The following is an 18,018-nucleotide window of genomic DNA, read 5'->3' as shown; positions in this document are numbered from 1 at the left end:
AGATACCCGATGCGTTACTCGCAGAACCATAAAGCCCAGACCCACGAACGCATCATTAAGGAGGCTTCAGCACGTTTTCGCCGCGATGGCATTGGCGCGACAGGTCTGCAACCGCTGATGAAAGCACTGGGCCTGACTCACGGTGGCTTCTACTCGCATTTCAAGTCCAAGGACGAACTGGTAGAAAAGGCTTTGCAAGCCGCAGGCGAGCAGGTCGATATCATTTGCGCCGAGCTCTTCGCTCAGGATCGCCCGCTGGAAGCGTTCATCGACGCCTATTTATCCGAATGGCACCAGACTTCACCCGATCAAGGTTGCCCGTTGCCGACCATGTCATCGGAACTCGGCTTGCGCGGGCAGCAGAGCCCGACCACTGACGTGGTACTCAACGCACGGCTCGACCAAGTGCAAGGCACCCTTGAGGATGAGGACGTCGCCGCCGACCAAAGCATCGTCATCATGTCGACGCTGGTCGGGGCGTTACTGCTGTCACGCAGTGTCGAGAATCCCGAGCTGGCTCAGCGGATTCTCGACGTGACTCGCGCCTATCTCAAACAAACTCGGGACTAACCCTCCCAACGCTTGAACAGCACGCTGGCATTCACCCCACCAAACCCGAAACCGTTGGACAGCGCGTATTCGATTGCCATCGGCCGCGCCTTACCGTGGACGATGTCGACGCCTTGGGCGGCGGGGTCCGGGTTATCGAAGTTGAGGGTGGCCGGTACGACCTGATCGCGAATCGCCAACAGCGTGAAGATCGCCTCGATGCCGCCCGCTGCGCCGAGCAAATGCCCGGTGGCCGACTTGGTCGACGTCACCGCAATTTTGTTATCAGTGCCAAACAACGCCTTGATGGCAGCCAACTCCCCCAGATCCCCGATTGGCGTCGAGGTTGCGTGAGCATTGAGATGTTGCACCTGCGCCGGCGAAATGCCCGCCTGGGCCAACGCCAGCGACATCGCCCTTTGCGCACCGCTGCCATCCTCGGGCCCCGCCGTCAGGTGATAGGCGTCGGCACTGGTGCCGTAACCGACCAGTTCCGCCAGCGGTTGAGCACCACGGGCCAAGGCATGCTCCAGGGATTCAATCACCAGAAGGCCTGCACCCTCCCCCATGACAAAGCCATCGCGGCCACTGTCGAACGGCCGCGAGGCACGCTCCGGGGTTTCGTTGTAACCACTGGACAAGGCGCGAGCCGCGGCAAACCCGGCGAGACTGACGCGGTCGATCGCCGCTTCCGCGCCGCCACACACCGCAATGTCTGCCTCGCCACACCGAATCAGCCGAGCCGCATCACCAATCGCTTGCACACCGGCCGCGCACGCCGTCACCGGAGCACCCAACGGGCCCTTGAAACCGTGCTGGATCGACACATGACCCGCGGCCAGATTGACCAGGAATGAAGGAATGGTGAACGGCGACAAGCGTCGCGGTCCACGACTGTCCGTGGTACGCACCGCATCGGCAATCGCACCGAAACCACCCACGCCAGAACCGATAATGGTTGCAGTACGCTCCTGGGCATTGGCGTCCGCCGCTTGCCAACCGGCCTGCTCCAGCGCCTGACGCGCCGCTTCCATGGCGAACAGAATGAAGCGGTCCATCTTCTTCTGCTCTTTAGGCGCCGTCGCCCGATCCGGGTCAAAACCCGCCTCGGGATCGTCCTCCAGCGTCGGCACTGCACCACCGACCTTGGCCGGCAGATCGGCAACCACCTCGTCCGGCAAATTGCGCAACCCGGAACGCCCTGCCAACAGACGCGCCCAGACGGCTTCGACGCCAGAACCCAATGGAGACACCAGGCCCATGCCCGTTACAACTACTCGACGATCACTCATACCGCAAATACCTCAAGCCGATTCATGACGCCTCACGTGTAACGCGCGGCGGCCTTACTTTTGGAAAGATTCGGCGCCAATACATGACGCGCCGCAACAAAGGCGTCCCAGTCGGCCGCCTCCGGCAACGAAGGAATCGTGATCAACTCACCCTGGTCCAGACCCGACAACGCCGCATCGACCATCTCCCCTGCTTCCATCACCATATCCGCCGGGATCTGAGTAGCGTCGATACCGGAGCGCTCCCAGATTTCGGTACGTGTTACGCCTGGCAACACGGCCTGCACCTTGACCCCGGTGCCCTCCAGTTCGGCGTTCAACGACTGAGTCAGACTTAACACATAAGCCTTACTGGCGCTGTAAGTGGCATTGAAGCGCTCTGGGAACAACGCAACCACTGATCCGATGTTGATGATCGTCCCGCGGCCCGCCTTGGCAAAACTGGCGGCCGCGGCCGAGGCCAGCCGCGTGACCGCCGTAACGTTCAATTGAATCAGGCGTTCCAGCTGATCCATGTCGGAATTGGCCAACAACCCATCAGCGGCAACACCGGCGTTGTTCAGCAACAGGCTGATACTCGAATCGCTGCGAAGACGCTGCTCGAGCTTCAGCACATCATTCTTTTGCGTCAGATCCGCCTTGAGCACCTCGACCTGAACGCCATGCTCGGCGCGCAATTTAGTCGCCGCCGCTTCCAGCCGCTCTTGATCACGGGCAACCAATAACAAATCAAAACCACGCGCCGCCAACCGCTCGGCGTAAATCGCACCGATACCGGAAGAAGCACCGGTGACGAGGGCCGTACCTTGGGACTGGACAGAATTCATGACTGTGCTCCTGGGAGATGCCTAAGGGAAAGACAAGCGCCTGTGGCTCAGAACGCTTTGGCCGAAAGTATTTTATTATAGGCATAATCTTAACCGCATATGATAGGCGTAATTTTTCCCGTATCGACGAAAGGCGCACCATGACAGCGTTCGCCACATAGCAAAAAGGCCGATCAATGACCGGCCCCTGGCGCTGACGTATAAGCTTAGTTCACCTCAAGCTTCTCGCGATTCTTATCCAGAATGGCTTTACCGATTCCCTTCACTTCGAGCAGCTCGTCCAGGAGTTCGTTTAACGAGACCTTTTGCTCGAGATGGTCTGTCGCTGGCGACGGGAACCCGCACTTTGGCCAGTCCGCATTCATTTTGTCGAGCTTTCCGTGTTCGATTTCATGATCAATGCATAGATTTCGAATCGTTGTTTCTAGAAAAACTCCCGCAGCTACGGCAGCTGCGGATGCATACCCGGCAGCCAATAGCTCGTTGGCCTGTTCAAGCTCACTGCCAAAAACTTCTGCCGGCACAAGGTTTCGAAGCGAGGCAAGATAACCTCCCTCAAAGTCTTCCTTAGCGGCTAAAATACAGCCTTTATTCTCAGCAACGCATCGTAGTTACTTCCCATTGATCGGTGTCTTGCTGCGTGTCGCCTGACATCAGCGACCTCAGCTTCGACGAACGACTGGGGCTGATGGTCGACCGCGAACTGACCGAGCGTGAAGATGCGCGCTTGAACACGCGCCTCAAAGCCGCGCGGCTTGGACAAGTCGCTGATCCTGCAACTAGGCAGCGGGCAGTGGCTGCGCGATAGCCTGAACCTGATCATCGGCGGCCCCACCGGCGTGGGTAGAAGAACGTTCGGGTCTGACGCTGTGGAGCAATTTGTCACAGGACGTACAAGCAGAACTGAAATCTAAGCGAGGGCAGTTGCCCCAAATAACTGGATGCCCGTCATCCACAGTTTCCACCCACTAAACACGCGTAAAAAAACCACCTGTCGTGAGACAGGTGGTTCCTGATTAGATCTAGCGTTGGCAGATTATTTAGTGAATAAACTTCATTGCAGCGATCAGGATGCCGACGGCAGCAGAAAGCATGACGCCCGTCCTCAAGGTGAGTTTCATCTCCAGTTGCGCGAGGTCGGACTTGGTTGCAAGTAGAGTATTCATATCAGTCTCCAATGCTTCGATAACTGCATGGGCTTTCTGCTCAGATACGCTGATCGAAATCAGCGCTTGATACAGAGCCAGTTCCATTTTCATAAGGCCTCCAAAAAATACAAAGGCCTACCCCACAACGGGAAGGCCCGTCGTGGGTGAGAAAAATTGTGCTTCCATCGACTTGGTCGACTGACCGCGCTACCGGAAGCGATGCGGTCATTGGGATGGATCCTACGGTTGAACCGTAGCACCGACTGAAAGATCCTGTCGGCTGGGCATGTAGCTGATCGAGTCAGCAAAACATTGCCCTAAAGTGCTTTCATACGCGTTCTCTGTCAATCCAAAAACCGGTTACTGAGTGTGTCCTGAAGCGGGTGGCGAATCTTCTGTTCGGCCACGCTTCGCCAGCTTTAGGTGCGCATTCCACGCCATCCGGCGACCCATTCCACTAACATCCGGCCACCTGTTCCACGCTCATCCGGCCAGGCAGTCGGAGCGCAGCGACGCAGGTTTGCATTGTTAGTCTGAAGAGCCCGTCGCCGTCAATTTCGTCGAGCGCCTGCGCATCGATTCGCCCTTCAGTTCGATCCGATAAGCGTTGTGCACCAGGCGGTCGAGGATCGCATCGCCCAAGGTTGGATCGCCGATCAGCGCATGCCATTTGTCTACCGGCATTTGGCTGGTCACCAGCGTCGAGCGGTTGCCGTAACGGTCGTCCAGCAGTTCAAGCATGTCGCGCCGTTGCGCAGCGGTAAACGGTGCCAGGCCCCAGTCGTCCAGGATCAGCAGGTCGGTCTTGGCATAACCCGCCATCAGTTTCGCGAAGCGGCCGTCGCCGTGGGCCAGGCGCAGTTCCTCCATCAAGCGCGGCAGGCGCAGATAACGCACGCTGTAACCGTCGCGGCAGGCCTTGTGGGCCAGCGCGCAGGCGAGCCAGGTTTTGCCTACGCCAGTTGGGCCGCCGATGATCAGGTTCAGACCGTCGCGCAGCCACTGGCCGCTGCCCAGTTGCAGGATCAGCGCCTTGTCCAGGCCACGCGGGCTGCGGTAGTCGATGTCTTCCAGGCAGGCGTTATGGCGCAGTCGGGCGGCTTTGAGGCGAGTCGTCAGGCGGGCGCCTTCGCGCTCGGTCAGCTCGCGATCGACCATCAGACCGAGGCGTTCGTCGAAGCTGAGATCGTTGATGTCGGGCGTTGCGTGTTGTTCGCCAAGCGCCTTGATCATGCCGTGCAATCGCAGGGTTTGTAGCTTATCGAGTGTCGGATTAGGCAGCATGTTCGTGCTCCTTTTTCAGGTCAGTGGTAGTAGCCGGGACCGCGCAGGTTGACGTGCTCGTCGGGTAGCAGGGGCAGGTTTTGCTGGGCCAGCGGCAGCCGTTCCAGCCCTTGGCGCAGGATCGATTCGAGGCTTTTGTAACTGCATGCGCCCAGCGCCAGCGCACGCTGGCAAGCGGCTTCCAGCCGCTCTTCGCCGTGCTGTTTGCTCAGGCGCAGGATGCCTAGGCAGGCGCGGAAGCCGTGCTGCGGATGGATCCGGCGTTCGAGGATGTAGGCGATGACGCCGGCCGTATTCGGGCCTGCCTGCTCTGCCCAGTGGATCAGTCGCTGCGGCGTCCATTCGGCATGTTCGCGGTGACTTTTGGGCATGTGCTCGGTTTGGGTCGTGTGGCGGCCTTTATGCGGCGAGCGCAGATGGCTGGCCACGCGCTGGTTGGCGTGGAAGCACTCGACGGTCTGCGCAGTCAGCCGCACTTCGAGTTGGTGCTTCACCAGCTGGTACGGCACCGAGTAGTAATGGCCGTCGACCTCGACGTGGTAGTCGATGTGGACGCGTACCTTTTTCCATTCGGCGTAGACGTAAGGGTGTTCCGGCAGCGCTTGCAGCGCCGGTTGGTCGATGCTCTCGAAGGCTGACCGGCGTGAGCCGGGCAGCTTCTTGAAGGGCTTCTGATTGAGGCGATCCAGCAGCAGCGCGATGGCTGTGTTGAGTTCGCCCAGCGAGAAGAACTGGCGGTTGCGCAGCACCGCCAGGATCCACCGCTCGACTACCTGTACGCCGACTTCAACCTTGGCTTTGTCCTTGGGTTTACGCGAACGCGCGGGCAGCACGGCTACGCCGTAATGCTCGGCGAGGTCGCGGTAACTGGGGTTGATATCCGGCTCGTAGCGATGCGCCTTGGTGACGCCGCTGCGCAGATTGTCCGGTACCAGGATCTGCGATGTACCGCCGAGAAAAGCGAAGCAACGCACGTGCGAGCCCAGCCAGTCGGGCAGTTTCTGCGACCAGGTGGCCTGGGCGAAGGTGTAGCTGGACGCGCCGAGGACGGCGACGAATATCTGCGTTTGGCGGATCTCGCCGGTTCGCCGATCAATGACTGGCACGGTCTGGCCGGCGTAATCAACGAACAGCTTCTCGCCGGCACGGTGTTCCTGGCGCATGGCCACATCGATCTTCGCGGCCCAGAGGCGGTAGTGCTCGCAGAACCAGCTGTACTGGAAACCTTGCGGGTGGGTGAGCCGATACTCTTGCCAAAGCAGGGCCAGGGTGACGCCGGGGCGACGTAACTCGGCATGGACATGAGCCCAGTCCGGCATCGGACGTTGATCACTGGGCACCGTCGGCGCTGGCGGGAATAGACGTCGCTCCAGTTCGGCGTCCGACAACTGCGTGGGCCAAGTCAGCCCGCAAGCGTTGAAGCGGTGCAGGTAATTGCCGGCACTGCCGCTGCTAATGCGCAGGCTGGTAGCAATTTTGCGCACGGACAGGCCGGCGTCGAACTTTAGGCGTAGTACCTCTCGGATTTTACGCATGGATATACGCTCCACGACGACCTCTTCGCTTCGAGAAAAGAGGTCGATGGTAGTGAATAATCTTGCGTTGCTGCCTGCCTGAGCTTGGGTCGGATCAGTGAGAGATCACTGTCCAAGTGCTCGTGGAATCAGTGTCCAAGTGGCCGTGGAATGAGTGTCCAAGTCAGCGTGGAATCGCTGTTCAAGTGTTCGTGGACTGGGTGTCCAAGTGCGCATGGAATCCCAACATTCCGACAACACTGCGCATGGAGTCGCTGACAGGGGTTCAGGCAATTTGGAACAGGCCATCAACTATTTGTGCCCGCCCAAGCCTCGCCTTCAAATCGCTGTCTATTTGCTCGGTATCCGCGCGATAAAGACCAACCCTGCGGTAGGCCTTGTGCTGATCTATGCCTATGCCTAAAAAGTGCCACACCACCCTCGAACAAACCGGTTTACGGGAATCACATGCTGAAACGCCCATCTTCAGGCCGTTGAGACGAGTTACTCGACTTTTAAAGCTCGGGATGAGAATGGTTTGACTGATTTCATTAGATGTCAGCGATTCGTAGTCGATGAGGAAAAGCCTGTCCTGCAGGTAGTACGCAAGACCTTTGTACTGAGATCGATCAAGATCTTCGACACCTGAGACACTGGATTGCAAACGCTCATGACGTACATGACGTTCATACATGAAGCACCCATCCTTCTCTCGTATATGCACCAGCGAACACGCGATGAACCCCGGATCCGACATTGCGTAGTAGTACTCGTGGTAGTACCCCAGCAAAGCCCGGATTTGTGGCGATGACTGCTGCCGAAGATGATCAATCGCTCGCTGTCGTGGGTTCAGTTCCTCGTACAGGCTTGATCGCTTTGAGCCGGCACCTATTAGATCGACGAACTGCTCTGTTGGTAGGCCAATCTCGTATTCCTCCACGCCAAAAAAATCACAGATACGTTTGAGATTGAATGCTGTAGGCAGACTGCGCCCACTCAAATACTTGGTGAATTGACTACGGCTAATTTTCAGCCTTCGGCAGACCTCTGCAATGGATCGGTAGTGACGACACAGTTGTTGCAAATTAGCAGGAAAAAACTCACGCATTTCGATCAGTACTTATCCGCAAAGACGCTAGACGGCTTTAAGTTAGCCGCAACTCGCGCCACTATCGAACAACTCACGCAATTGCACACGAACGGATAATGACTAAATATTACCGCCGGGGCAGCGAGCTCAAAACTCGCTCTTCTCCGCCGCCCAGCGACTACAACGGATAGTAAGGAATACTACATGCTTGAAGTCATAAACTACCCCTTCCCAGGAAGCATTCTGATAGACCTACCGTATTACCGTGCGATTTGTTCCTAGATGCTCACCCAGTGTCATCAGATTTTTTGAAACCACATATCAGCGCCCTCAGGAGCTAAACATGGATCGTTATCGCCCGTTGAAAACAAACGCCACCTCCACCTCGGTTATGTTGATAGACACCAATGTAGAAGCGTCACAGCTTTTAGAAAATGCTCTATTTCGGATTGGAACCGGCACTGGGCTATTGGAAGCCTTGACATCCGTTACGTTACAAAACGTAGGTGAAGCTGACTTCCATCGTTTGATATCTTCAGCTTACGTACCACTCCAAGAGGGCTTAGAACTTCTAGAGCAGTTCCATTCAAAATCCACAAAAAAATAAGTCACGCCTTGGCAGATAATTCATAAAACTCGCTGTCGCCCTGTTCTCTTTTTGAAGGGTGATGGCTAAGGAGCCATTTTGGAACTTCGCCATTTACGCGGCTTCATCGCTGTTGCAGAAGAACTTCATTTCGCCCGCGCCGCGGAGCGGCTACACATAGAACAATCCCCACTTTCCAGGACGATCAAAGAGCTTGAATCAGATATAGGTGCACGGCTTTTTGACCGAACCTCTCGCGGCACACGATTAACTTGGCCTGGAGAAGTTTTCGCTGAAGCCGTCCACCGTATCTTTCAAGCAGTGGAACAAGCACGTTGCAATGTTCGGGCGGCAGCGGCCGGATACAGGGGATTCCTCAGAGTCGCCTTATCCGACGGTGTTCTGCCTCAACGTTTGTCAGCGATTTTGGCCCAGTGTCGAGAGGAAGAACCAGAGGTGGAAATACGTTTATTCGAAGTCTCGTTATCCCAGCAATTGAAGGGGCTTCGCGAGGACCGGTTCGATGTTGGTTTCGCTCGCTCAAAGGACGTAGGTGAAGGCTTAAACGCTGAACCAGTTTGGCAAACGCCGTTGACAGTAGTCGTACCTGCACGACATCCGCTTCTTGCCTTTAAGCACATCCCGTTGGATCAGGTGCTGAACTACCCGTTGGTGCTGTTCGATCCTCAAACGCATACCGGACTCCATCAACAAATTGACACCCTGCTACGCCAGATACCATCACCTGCGAGAGTCGCCGAACAAGTCTCCAGCCAGGAAGTAATGCTGAGCTTGGTCGCTGCCGGCTACGGTCTTGGACTCACCTGTGAAGCGCACATGGCGCTGTGCCAAAGCGCCGAGATCGTGACTCGTCCTCTGGCCGGTGATCCGGCTGTGCTGACCAGTTACCTGCTTCGCTCATCAAATGATCCCTGTGAGCAACTGAAGCGATTCATTACCCGCGTCACCAATATGGATTCGGTCACTTGAACAGATAAACACACCAAGAAGGCAGGACTGATCAGGTCCTGAATCAGACCCTCAGAACATCAGTACTCTCCCAATGTGCTCAGCACGACACTTGGGAGAGCCCATAACCAAAGCATCAAGTCACCACAGACCCGTAACCCAGAAAGTCTCGACCACCACCATTGATAAATGAGTATCTCCCAAGACGTATTTCGTCTTTCCCTTGAATCACGCTGACGTTTCTATAGATGGACATTGCCATCCGCGGAACGACCAATGAATCAGAAACACGAGCAGTACGGCACCAAAGTCTTTTACAGCCCCATCGAAGCAGCGGTCCGCTGGAGCAGCTTGCTTGAACAAGAAACCAACATACTCACTGCGACATCGCTGACAGCTCCCACGACCGCGGAAGCTCTGCCGCTCTGGCCCTTACTAGGACTAAACATCGAGCGTCTTTACGATGCTATGCGCAACAACGAGCTTGCGTTCGGAAAAGCTGGGATAACTTCCAATGATCCGGCGCTGCTTGATGCTCCACAGCTCACTATCCGGCACGTGGATCTCAAGCGCTGGATGGCGAAGACCTACCCGGATCAAAAACCTGGTTTTCTGTTCGACGAAATGGAAAAACAGCTACATTCGGCCATTGATCTCGACTCCATCCAGGTATTGCTGCTGCAGGTCAAAACGCTCAAAGCTCAATTGAGCGCACGGGCACAACCTGAACAGCCCAAATCTGCTGAAAGTAAGGCTCAACTTCCCACAAGGGCTGAAACCACATACCTGAACATCATCGGCGGTTTACTCACACTGCTCTTGGGGCAATCACCGAGCGGTGTGCGCTACTCATCCTTCAACACCCTTGAATCAGTCATCAGCGCGCTGATCGCTTACCACAACGGTCGACCTGGAATCACCGAGCGCACGTTATCGGCGAAATTCGCTGAAGCTAAACGTCAGCTTTCCGGTGATTCGTAAGCTCTGCAATTGCAGTCGCTCATTCTGCAACTGCAGTGTTTTCCGTCTTTTAACGGCATTCAATAGCCAACACTTCCCACCAGACGCTACAGGGCGTCAAGGAGAGTCCACCGTGTCTCAGCAGAACGAAACAACGGTTCCGAGGGAGCCTCGCATCTTGCGGCTTTCTGACGTCGAGCAGAAAAGCGGCTTCAAACGCGCCCACATCTACAACCTGATGAGCCAAGACAAATTTCCTAGGTCCATACGACTTGGGGTCCGGGCCGTAGGTTGGTGCGCCGCCGAAGTTGATCAGTGGATTACTGACCGCCTACAGGACCGCACCTAAGGAGCAACACAATGCGTCTGGTATCAAACGTTTTGACCAAAAGCGGTGTTGGAACAACCACCACCGCAGCCAAAATCGGTGGTTTTGCCAGCGATGCGGGCTTGAGCGTTTTGCTCATGGATCTAGATACTCATCCCAACCTGTCGAGCATTCTTGTACTTGATGAGCGGGCGCCGATAGGCGTCCACGAGTTGTTGGTTCCTCCCCTTCGGAGGTTGCAGCAATGACCGATAGGCGATTGGAAACCACGGCCAGTCTTTTATTAGCAGAAAGCTTCGTCCGGTCAGCACCGGCAGTGGAGGCATTGTGTGACCCGATCATCGACACGCCAATGGTCATGACACTGGACCGGCTGAAACCCTACGATCTGGATCCGCGGGTAACCCGCAACCCTCGGTACGATGAGATCAAGGCGTCGATTCGCCATCGAGGGTTGGAGGCCCCGCCGGCCATCACCCGGCGTCCAGGTGAGCCTCACTTCCGAATTCGCAACGGCGGCAATACCCGGCTATCCATACTGAAGGAGCTGTGGTCGGAGACTAAAGACGAAAACTTCTTTCGTATTTCGTGTCTATTTCGCCCTTGGCCCCAGCGGGGCGAGATCGTCGCGTTAACTGGCCATCTGGCCGAGAACGAACTTCGCGGTGGATTGACCTTTATCGAACGAGCACTGGGTGTCGAGAAAGCCGGAGAGCTTTACGAACTGGAGTGCGGCTTACCCCTTTCACAATCGGAATTGTCGCGACGTCTGAGCGCTGATGGTTACCCCATTCAACAGTCGCACATCAGCCGCATGCGCGATGCAGTGCAGTTCCTGCTGCCGGCCATCCCTAACGTTCTGTATGGCGGTCTGGGCCGGCATCAGGTTGAGCGCTTGGCCGTGATGCGCCGATCAGGTGAAAGAATTTGGGAGGAGCACGCTCATGGCAAAGTGATGGGCATCGATTTCCCGACCTTGTTTCAGGAAGCTCTGGTGATGTTTGATGGAGAAGCTGCCGCGTTTTCTTTACCGCGAGTGCAGGACGAACTGATTGGTCAGATGGCGCAATGGCTCGGCGTCGACTACGACACATTGACATTGGAGTGGGAAACCGGGGAGAGGCGTCAGCGAGCATTGGGAGGTGAGCCACAACACCACCCGACGTCAGAACCCTCGATGCTCCTGCCTCCCCCTCCTACTCGCTCACCTGATCGGTCCAATTCTGCTCCCTCTAAAACGGTTTGTAGCGCTGAGCAGAGTGCTGTTGACACCCAGAACAATGCGGTACTCACCTCCTCCGTTACCGATCGTCTGCAGTCGATACAGCAAATGGTGGCCAAGCACGCAGGGGACGAACCTCAATTGAAATCAGATTGCCTTCCTCCTTCGCAGGGCAGTCTCTTCCCGATCTCGGACATATGGAACATTGAGCCAGGCCTCGACGCACCGGATCGGTTGCGAGTCCACATCAGTCAGTTCGCCCGGGAGATCGCTCAGGATGAAGCGAAAGCTGACTTCATCACTGAAGTCGATGAAGGTATTGGTTTTCGTTGCAGCACTGGATCGACACCAGAAAATCAACCGACGTCCACATTGCTGTCCTTGCTTGACACGTTAACTGCAAACACGAAACAAGCCGTGCCGTTAGAAATTGGTTCTCTGCTTCTGGGCTCTACCGAGCCTTGTGACAAAGCCAACAGATTGAGTGATGCCAATCTGGTCAAGCTGTTCCGGTTGATTCGCTTGGCCCGTCGCCTGATCGACCTCAAGTCCGACTTTTACCCAGACACCATAACGCGATGACAGGAGGTCTTCATGACGGCACCACACCCACTAAACCAGGCCGTAATTGCACAAGCCCTGCACGATCTGCGCAACGGCCAACTGCGTCGCTGTAAAACGATGGGATTTGGTGACCAAGACCTGGCGGCACTCAAAGTGCCTGCCTTGCTCAGTGTTTTGCTCAATGCCCGTGTGCCTTGGTGCACCGTTCAAATCAATCGTGAAGTCCTGCAGCGGATCCTTCATCAGGTGGATGATGTGGAGCAGGAAATTGCCACGGTCGACCGGATGTTGCGCCTGGGCGCGAGTACGGAGATGGTCAGCAAGTTCTACGGCCTGACACACCAAGAGGTTGCTCTGCGCCGAGACATACTGGGTCTGCCCAAGCGAAAAGGACGGCATCCGGTGCTCAGTGAGGACCAGGACACCTTGTTATGGAACCGTTGGCACCCGCAATTCATAGCTCGGGGATTCGCAGTGGACGATGATATGGCCATGTTGTTGCTCACCCTGGATCTGGCGCAAGAGCTCACGTTTCCAGTTTCAGTGATTTGGGCCGCGTTGCACAACTGGATCGATCAAGGGCTGGTCTGACACCATGAACCGCGCTGCCCCTGCTTCGCTATCCTCGCTGCTCGATAACGCATTGGAGCGCCTGCAACCAGAAGACAGGCAACCCCACGGTGACGGCTTTCTCTTCAGTGGTAATCGCCACGAAACCTACCGCGGGCGCTCCTGCTCAATGTTCGGCTGACACCCCTCGAGCGCAACGCCTGGCAGGTATTTCGGCTGCGGCTCAATGATGATGGTGTCACCGCCTTTCCCACCTATGATCAACTGCGCCGTTCTCTGACATCGGTTCCATGCGGCGCGGTGGCCCCCCACGAAAGCGTGGCCAAAACCCTGACGATGCTACGCCTGACACGCAGGCTCAGCCTGGTCAGGCGTTGTCGCGATAAGAGTACCGGTCCAGTGCTTGGCAACTTGTACGTTCTCCACGACAGGCCGCTAAGCCCCTTTGAAGCCATGCAGCTTGATCCGGCCTACATGGGGTTGGTTAGTCAGACACTTGAACACGCCAACACGGGCATTCAGAGAGTCGGCTGACAGTGCTCGAAGAAATCAGCCAAGACCCGAATCTGCAGACCCAGTTGTTACCTTGACTTCTCACCTGCGCTGAATCCTGACTTAACGGGATGGACTATCCCCTGGGGATAGCCTCAAGGCCTGCTTAACTGAGTGCTGAAATCAGGCAGCCCCACCTGCGCTTTGTTCACTGACAGCCTTCCCCTCTGCCTCAATGCTGACCACTCATCCCTCTGTCTATGAGTGCACCCCCCCATGGCAAACGACATGCAACTCAACCTTGGTGCGTTACGCAGCACCATGCAACTCACCCTACACACCCATCACGCCTCTCGCATCTGGCATGGCCGATCGGCCTCGGAAGGAAGAGCCGCCATCATCGGTTTGAACGGCTTCATGTCGGTCATGAACAAGATGAAACGCGGTGCCGAACAGGACGATCCTTATTCAGACGGCTGGATGCTGCGTATCGAGGACAAGCTAAACGATACAAAGGAGAGCCTGAGAATCCTGCGTGAACAGGTCGACCAGATACTCTCAGAGGTTCCGTCCGCGTTGAGTCTAGGCGAAAACCTGAACGTACAACCGGTCAAGCTGCCACTGTTCGTCAGTGCTCAGCTCGGATTTATGGCGGTGTATCTTTTGGCCGATTACGACGATCTAGCCAGGCGTCTAATCCTCGCACATCACACAGCCTTAATTGATCGAAGCACCTTGGAGCAATGTCTCAACGAAGGTGCTCATGCACTTCGCAGCCTGTTTAGCCTGGCCCAGCAGTACAAGCATTCGGGTGCCAATCGAGAAGATTTTGCGGCGAATAACGTAACTGCGCAGATCGCGAGGGAACGGTTTGGCGAGATACCGCAAGACATACTCGAGGGGTCGCGCCGATCGCGCTTCGCGCCACCCATGATTCGACGCATGACCACCGACGAGCAGCCCAGCAAAAACAATGCTGCGGCAGATGAATCGGGTAGCGAGTGTGCAGAGGCTCCCGAAGCTGACGACTCAAGTGCGGGCTACTCACCTTCAGAAGAGGAAGAGCCCCGATGAGCCAGAGCTACTTCACGTCTTTGGCGCCGGCAGACTTCCAGCAGCTGGCACACGCAGGCTACCTAAAAGGCCTTTTAAAACCTTTTAAAGGTAAGGGGGAGCTGGAGGCCTGGGCCAGCCAATGCTCTGCGCTTCGCGACGACCTCATTACCTTGGCCGAGGTTCGAATCCTTACCCAGGCCCGGAGCTACCCATTCAACCTACTCCCCATTCAACTGGCCCAGCAGGTCACTGGCGCAGGGACAACCTTTCTGCGCTGGCGCAACCTCGACCGGACTTCGATGGGTGTATCGCTGTGGGAGCAGTGCATCGACAGCGATGCGACACCTAACGTACTGATCGACGACCTTCTCGCGCTGGAGCAGCAGCGAATCGTACTCAACATGCAAGTCAGTTTGACCCATACCCTCAACCGCCAAGTCATCGACTGCGCGAGCAAGATGGCCCGGGCCGAGGCGGTTTATAAGCGTAGCGTCGATCGGCGCATCATTACCCAATGGAGCACATTATGAGCACCCACTTTTTTGGTGAAGGCAACATCGGGTCTGCGCCCGAATATCGAGAGTTCCAGAATGGCAACGACGAGCCGCGGCGACTGCTGAGGCTGAATATCTATTTCGATAATCCAGTGCCGGTGAAAGATGGGTATGAGGACCGCGGAGGCTACTGGGCGCCGGTCGAACTTTGGCACCGCGATGCCGAACGCTGGAAGACGCTGTATCAGAAAGGTATGCGGGTATTAGTGGAAGGACGAACCGTCAAAGAGGAATGGGCGGACGCCGATGAAAAAGCCCGTGTGACGTTCAAGATCGAGGCGCGTCGGGTGGGCATTCTGCCCTTCCGGATCGATACCGTAGTGCTGGGCTCAAAACCGTCCGCACCCGATAACGATGGAGATCAACAATAATTCACAAACCTGTGAGCGGCTGCCGCAACGGTCCGCCGCTCACGCTGCGCCAAAGAAGGTGCGTGGCGCCTGACGGCAAGTTCCACTGACGGCCACTACGGTCCAGCCGGCGGCACATTGCGAATCTTCTGAACCAAAACCTGCTGATTCCCCCCCCGGTATCTCACTCGAAGCGAATCTGCGCAGACTCAATAAGCCAAACGCAGTATCGCTTTGAGGGTCGCGATTGCGGGGGCCGCTGCGTAACGTCACACGCATCTCAGACCTATTCAGGGCAATGACATGCGACTCTTCCTCTGCGAAAAACCTTCCCAAGGCAAAGACATTGCCCGGGTACTGGGCGCCCATCAGCGTGGCAACGGTTGTTACAACGGTTCCGGCGTTAGCGTCACCTGGTGCATCGGTCATTTGGTTGAAGCAGCCCCGCCCGAGGCCTATGGCGAGCACCTTAAACGCTGGTCATTGGATCAGTTACCTATCATTCCGCAAACTTGGCGCGTCGAGGTTAAAGCAAACACTGCCTCACAGTACACCATCGTTAAACGCTTGCTGACTCAGGCCACTGAGCTCGTGATTGCTACCGATGCTGATCGTGAAGGTGAAATGATTGCTCGAGAGATTCTTGATCTCTGCCAGTACCAAGGTTCGATTCAGCGACTGTGGCTATCAGCCCTTAACGAAGCCTCGATTCGCAAGGCGCTGGCAACCTTGCGACCGGCCAATGACACCGTACTGCTGTATCACTCAGCCCTCGCCCGCTCCCGCTCAGACTGGTTGATCGGCATGAATCTGAGTCGGCTATTCACCCTGCTTGGCAGACAGTCGGGGCATGGCGGTGTGCTCTCAGTCGGTCGCGTTCAAACACCGACGTTACGTTTGGTCGTTGATCGAGATCGCGATATTGCTCGCTTCGTATCGGTCCCCTACTGGGCTATCCATATGGTGCTTGTGCTTGATGGGCAACCATTCAACGCACAATGGGTACCTTCATCCGGCACAGTGGATGATGAGGGACGATGCATCCGGCAAGCGGCCGCACATCAAGCACATCGTTACCTTCAGGGCGCTTCGCAAGCCTTGGTCACCTCGGTGGATACGGAACGAATGCGCGAAGCTCCGCCACTGCCCTTTGACCTCAGCACGCTTCAGGAAGTGTGCTCAAGGCGTTTAGGGCTGGACGTGCAAGAGACTCTGGACCTCGCGCAATCGCTGTACGAAACCCACAAAGCCACGACCTATCCTCGTTCTGACTCCAGCTATCTACCCGAAAGCATGTTTAGTGAAGCAGCGACCGTTTTAGACTCGTTGATGATCAGCGATCCTAACCTTGCCTCTGTGATTCAGTCCGTTGATCGCACCCAACGTTCGCGAGCCTGGAACGACAGCAAGGTCAGTGCTCACCACGGAATCATTCCGACACTTGAGCCATTCAATATGGATGCCCTGAGCGAGAAAGAGCGGGCTGTTTACGAACTGATACGTGCTCATTACCTGGCGCAGTTTCTGGCGCATCACGAATTCGACCGAACCTGCGCACAATTCGATTGCGCCGGACAATCCCTTCAGGCCACAGGCAAGCAAATCGTGGTGGTGGGATGGCGCAAGGTAGTGGGTAATGCCCGGGAGGTAAGCGAGGATGAGTCCGCACAACGGAGTCAGGTCTTGCCGCCCCTGATGTCAGGAAGCTGTTGTAGCGTGCAGCACGCTGAATTGAAGACGCTCAAGACGCTTGCGCCCAAGGCATTCACCCAAGGCGAACTGATCAAGGCCATGAAAGGTGTCGCAAAGCTCATCAACGACCCGCGCCTGAAGCAGACTCTGAAGGACACGTCGGGCATTGGTACAGAAGCAACCCGTGCCAACATCATCAACGGTCTGTTAAGTCGGGGGTATTTGTTCAAAAAGGGTCGATCGGTTCGAGCCTCTGATTCAGCCTTTACCTTGATTGATGCAGTGCCGGCAGCCATCGCAGACCCTGGCACCACCGCGATCTGGGAGCAGGCTTTTGACATGATCGAGACCGGTCAGATGACGCTGGACAGCTTCATAGCAAAACAAGCTGCGTGGATCACGCAGTTGGTCGAGCATTACCGAACAACCACCCTGTCTATTCAAATTCCTGAAGGACCTGCCTGCCCAGTGTGTGGTGCATCAATGCGTCAACGACAAGGTAAGCACGGTACGTTCTGGTCGTGCACCCGTTACCCCGAATGCAAAGGTGTCTTGCCCGTCGAGGCCAAGGTAGGCCCTGCATCGAAATCCCGAAAGCCACGCCGCTCAGCGCCAAAAAGGTAGTGAGCGGGTTTGCCCAAGCACGTCTCTCCTTCTGAAACAGCGTGCGCGGACAGCCCGATCATTTGATCGCTGACGTGAAGGACTTGTTTGTCATTGATGCGCTCACGGCGCGTTACACTCATTTAGAAGTTCACCCCCGAAGGGTTCCCTGATCACTTTGATCAAAGCGATCAGGAAACCCTTCGGGGTGGCCGTAATCAGTACCGGCACCCACCGGTCAAACAACGGGTTCCCTTTGTACACGGATGTGTGCCTCACGATGCCGACCCACGCCACGACACGGGTCGGGTGTAAATGCTGCAACAGGGCCAGGCAATAACGAGCGCCATGATCCTGCGTAGCCCACC

19 protein-coding genes and 2 pseudogenes are annotated in these 18,018 nt (G+C 56.3%); 14 read left to right on the top strand and 7 right to left on the bottom strand.

Going from position 1 to position 18,018, the window contains the following annotated elements; translation table 11 throughout:
* Positions 1–9 precede the first annotated feature (9 nt).
* On the top strand, positions 10–570 hold the full coding sequence (locus ACYZT7_RS10735) for a TetR/AcrR family transcriptional regulator (RefSeq protein WP_461973354.1): 561 nt from the start codon (positions 10–12) through the stop codon (positions 568–570).
* Here ACYZT7_RS10735 and fabF read toward each other — a convergent pair.
* The 3 genes from fabF to ACYZT7_RS10720 form a co-directional block, all read right to left on the bottom strand.
* Positions 567–1,841, bottom strand: coding sequence for a beta-ketoacyl-ACP synthase II (fabF, locus tag ACYZT7_RS10730; RefSeq protein ID WP_462041002.1), 1,275 nt, complete (start codon positions 1,839–1,841; stop codon positions 567–569). The two genes, ACYZT7_RS10735 and fabF, sit on opposite strands and share 4 nt — an antisense overlap.
* A gap of 32 nt (positions 1,842–1,873) precedes the next feature.
* Complete coding sequence (locus tag ACYZT7_RS10725; protein ID WP_462041001.1) at positions 1,874–2,668, bottom strand: SDR family NAD(P)-dependent oxidoreductase; 795 nt, start codon at positions 2,666–2,668, stop codon at positions 1,874–1,876.
* 206 nt (positions 2,669–2,874) lie between these two features.
* A complete protein-coding gene (locus tag ACYZT7_RS10720; protein ID WP_462041000.1) occupies positions 2,875–3,192 on the bottom strand; it encodes a hypothetical protein in 318 nt (105 codons plus the stop codon).
* Between the two features lie 119 nt (positions 3,193–3,311).
* Here ACYZT7_RS10720 and ACYZT7_RS10715 point away from each other — a divergent pair.
* Positions 3,312–3,516, top strand: a pseudogene (locus tag ACYZT7_RS10715) (AAA family ATPase); the annotation flags it as partial.
* Positions 3,517–3,708: 192 nt separating this feature from the next.
* On the opposite strand, the gene ACYZT7_RS10710 reads toward ACYZT7_RS10715, so the two are convergent.
* The 4 genes from ACYZT7_RS10710 to ACYZT7_RS10695 all read right to left on the bottom strand — a co-directional run bounded on the left by ACYZT7_RS10710 (position 3,709) and on the right by ACYZT7_RS10695 (position 7,722).
* Positions 3,709–3,927 carry a hypothetical protein gene (locus ACYZT7_RS10710; protein WP_462040999.1) on the bottom strand — a complete coding sequence of 73 codons (219 nt, stop codon included), beginning with the start codon at positions 3,925–3,927 and terminating at the stop codon, positions 3,709–3,711.
* A gap of 417 nt (positions 3,928–4,344) precedes the next feature.
* Entirely contained in the window at positions 4,345–5,100 is a 756-nt protein-coding gene (gene istB / locus ACYZT7_RS10705) for an IS21-like element ISPsy14 family helper ATPase IstB (RefSeq protein WP_462040998.1), read from the bottom strand.
* A gap of 20 nt (positions 5,101–5,120) precedes the next feature.
* Positions 5,121–6,635, bottom strand: a complete 1,515-nt coding sequence (gene istA / locus ACYZT7_RS10700) for an IS21 family transposase (RefSeq protein ID WP_462040997.1) — start codon at positions 6,633–6,635, stop codon at positions 5,121–5,123.
* Positions 6,636–6,900: 265 nt separating this feature from the next.
* The gene (locus ACYZT7_RS10695) at positions 6,901–7,722 is read right to left on the bottom strand and encodes a helix-turn-helix domain-containing protein (RefSeq protein ID WP_462040996.1); all 822 of its coding nucleotides are present in this window, start codon (positions 7,720–7,722) and stop codon (positions 6,901–6,903) included.
* Between the two features lie 325 nt (positions 7,723–8,047).
* Between ACYZT7_RS10695 and ACYZT7_RS10690 the strand changes: the two genes are divergently transcribed.
* From ACYZT7_RS10690 to ACYZT7_RS10635, 12 genes and pseudogenes are all read left to right on the top strand, one after another.
* The gene (locus ACYZT7_RS10690; protein WP_462040995.1) at positions 8,048–8,311 is read left to right on the top strand and encodes a hypothetical protein; all 264 of its coding nucleotides are present in this window, start codon (positions 8,048–8,050) and stop codon (positions 8,309–8,311) included.
* Between the two features lie 78 nt (positions 8,312–8,389).
* Complete coding sequence (locus tag ACYZT7_RS10685; RefSeq protein WP_462040994.1) at positions 8,390–9,280, top strand: LysR family transcriptional regulator; 891 nt, start codon at positions 8,390–8,392, stop codon at positions 9,278–9,280.
* 255 nt (positions 9,281–9,535) lie between these two features.
* A complete protein-coding gene (locus ACYZT7_RS10680) occupies positions 9,536–10,240 on the top strand; it encodes a hypothetical protein (protein WP_462040993.1) in 705 nt (234 codons plus the stop codon).
* A 112-nt stretch (positions 10,241–10,352) separates the two neighbouring features.
* The gene (locus tag ACYZT7_RS10675; protein WP_462040992.1) at positions 10,353–10,568 is read left to right on the top strand and encodes an AlpA family transcriptional regulator; all 216 of its coding nucleotides are present in this window, start codon (positions 10,353–10,355) and stop codon (positions 10,566–10,568) included.
* Between the two features lie 11 nt (positions 10,569–10,579).
* Complete coding sequence (locus ACYZT7_RS10670; RefSeq protein WP_462040991.1) at positions 10,580–10,795, top strand: ParA family protein; 216 nt, start codon at positions 10,580–10,582, stop codon at positions 10,793–10,795.
* Entirely contained in the window at positions 10,792–12,351 is a 1,560-nt protein-coding gene (locus tag ACYZT7_RS10665; RefSeq protein WP_462040990.1) for a ParB family protein, read from the top strand. The genes ACYZT7_RS10670 and ACYZT7_RS10665 overlap by 4 nt, the downstream gene beginning before the upstream one ends.
* Positions 12,352–12,363: 12 nt before the next feature.
* Complete coding sequence (locus ACYZT7_RS10660) at positions 12,364–12,924, top strand: DUF2857 domain-containing protein (RefSeq protein ID WP_462040989.1); 561 nt, start codon at positions 12,364–12,366, stop codon at positions 12,922–12,924.
* A gap of 4 nt (positions 12,925–12,928) precedes the next feature.
* Positions 12,929–13,490 (top strand): annotated as a pseudogene (locus tag ACYZT7_RS10655) (STY4528 family pathogenicity island replication protein); the annotation flags it as partial.
* A 181-nt stretch (positions 13,491–13,671) separates the two neighbouring features.
* On the top strand, positions 13,672–14,469 hold the full coding sequence (locus ACYZT7_RS10650) for a PFL_4669 family integrating conjugative element protein (protein ID WP_462040988.1): 798 nt from the start codon (positions 13,672–13,674) through the stop codon (positions 14,467–14,469).
* Positions 14,466–14,981 carry a DUF3158 family protein gene (locus ACYZT7_RS10645; protein WP_462040987.1) on the top strand — a complete coding sequence of 172 codons (516 nt, stop codon included), beginning with the start codon at positions 14,466–14,468 and terminating at the stop codon, positions 14,979–14,981. The genes ACYZT7_RS10650 and ACYZT7_RS10645 overlap by 4 nt, the downstream gene beginning before the upstream one ends.
* A complete protein-coding gene (locus ACYZT7_RS10640; protein WP_462040986.1) occupies positions 14,978–15,376 on the top strand; it encodes a single-stranded DNA-binding protein in 399 nt (132 codons plus the stop codon). The genes ACYZT7_RS10645 and ACYZT7_RS10640 overlap by 4 nt, the downstream gene beginning before the upstream one ends.
* Before the next feature lie 282 nt (positions 15,377–15,658).
* Positions 15,659–17,671 carry a DNA topoisomerase III gene (locus ACYZT7_RS10635; RefSeq protein ID WP_462040985.1) on the top strand — a complete coding sequence of 671 codons (2,013 nt, stop codon included), beginning with the start codon at positions 15,659–15,661 and terminating at the stop codon, positions 17,669–17,671.
* The last annotated feature ends 347 nt before the right edge of the window (positions 17,672–18,018 follow it).

Source organism: Pseudomonas sp. RT4P38, assembly GCF_054897765.1.
Note: the sequence above shows the minus strand (reverse complement) of the source record. Positions and strands in the feature narration are given on the sequence as shown.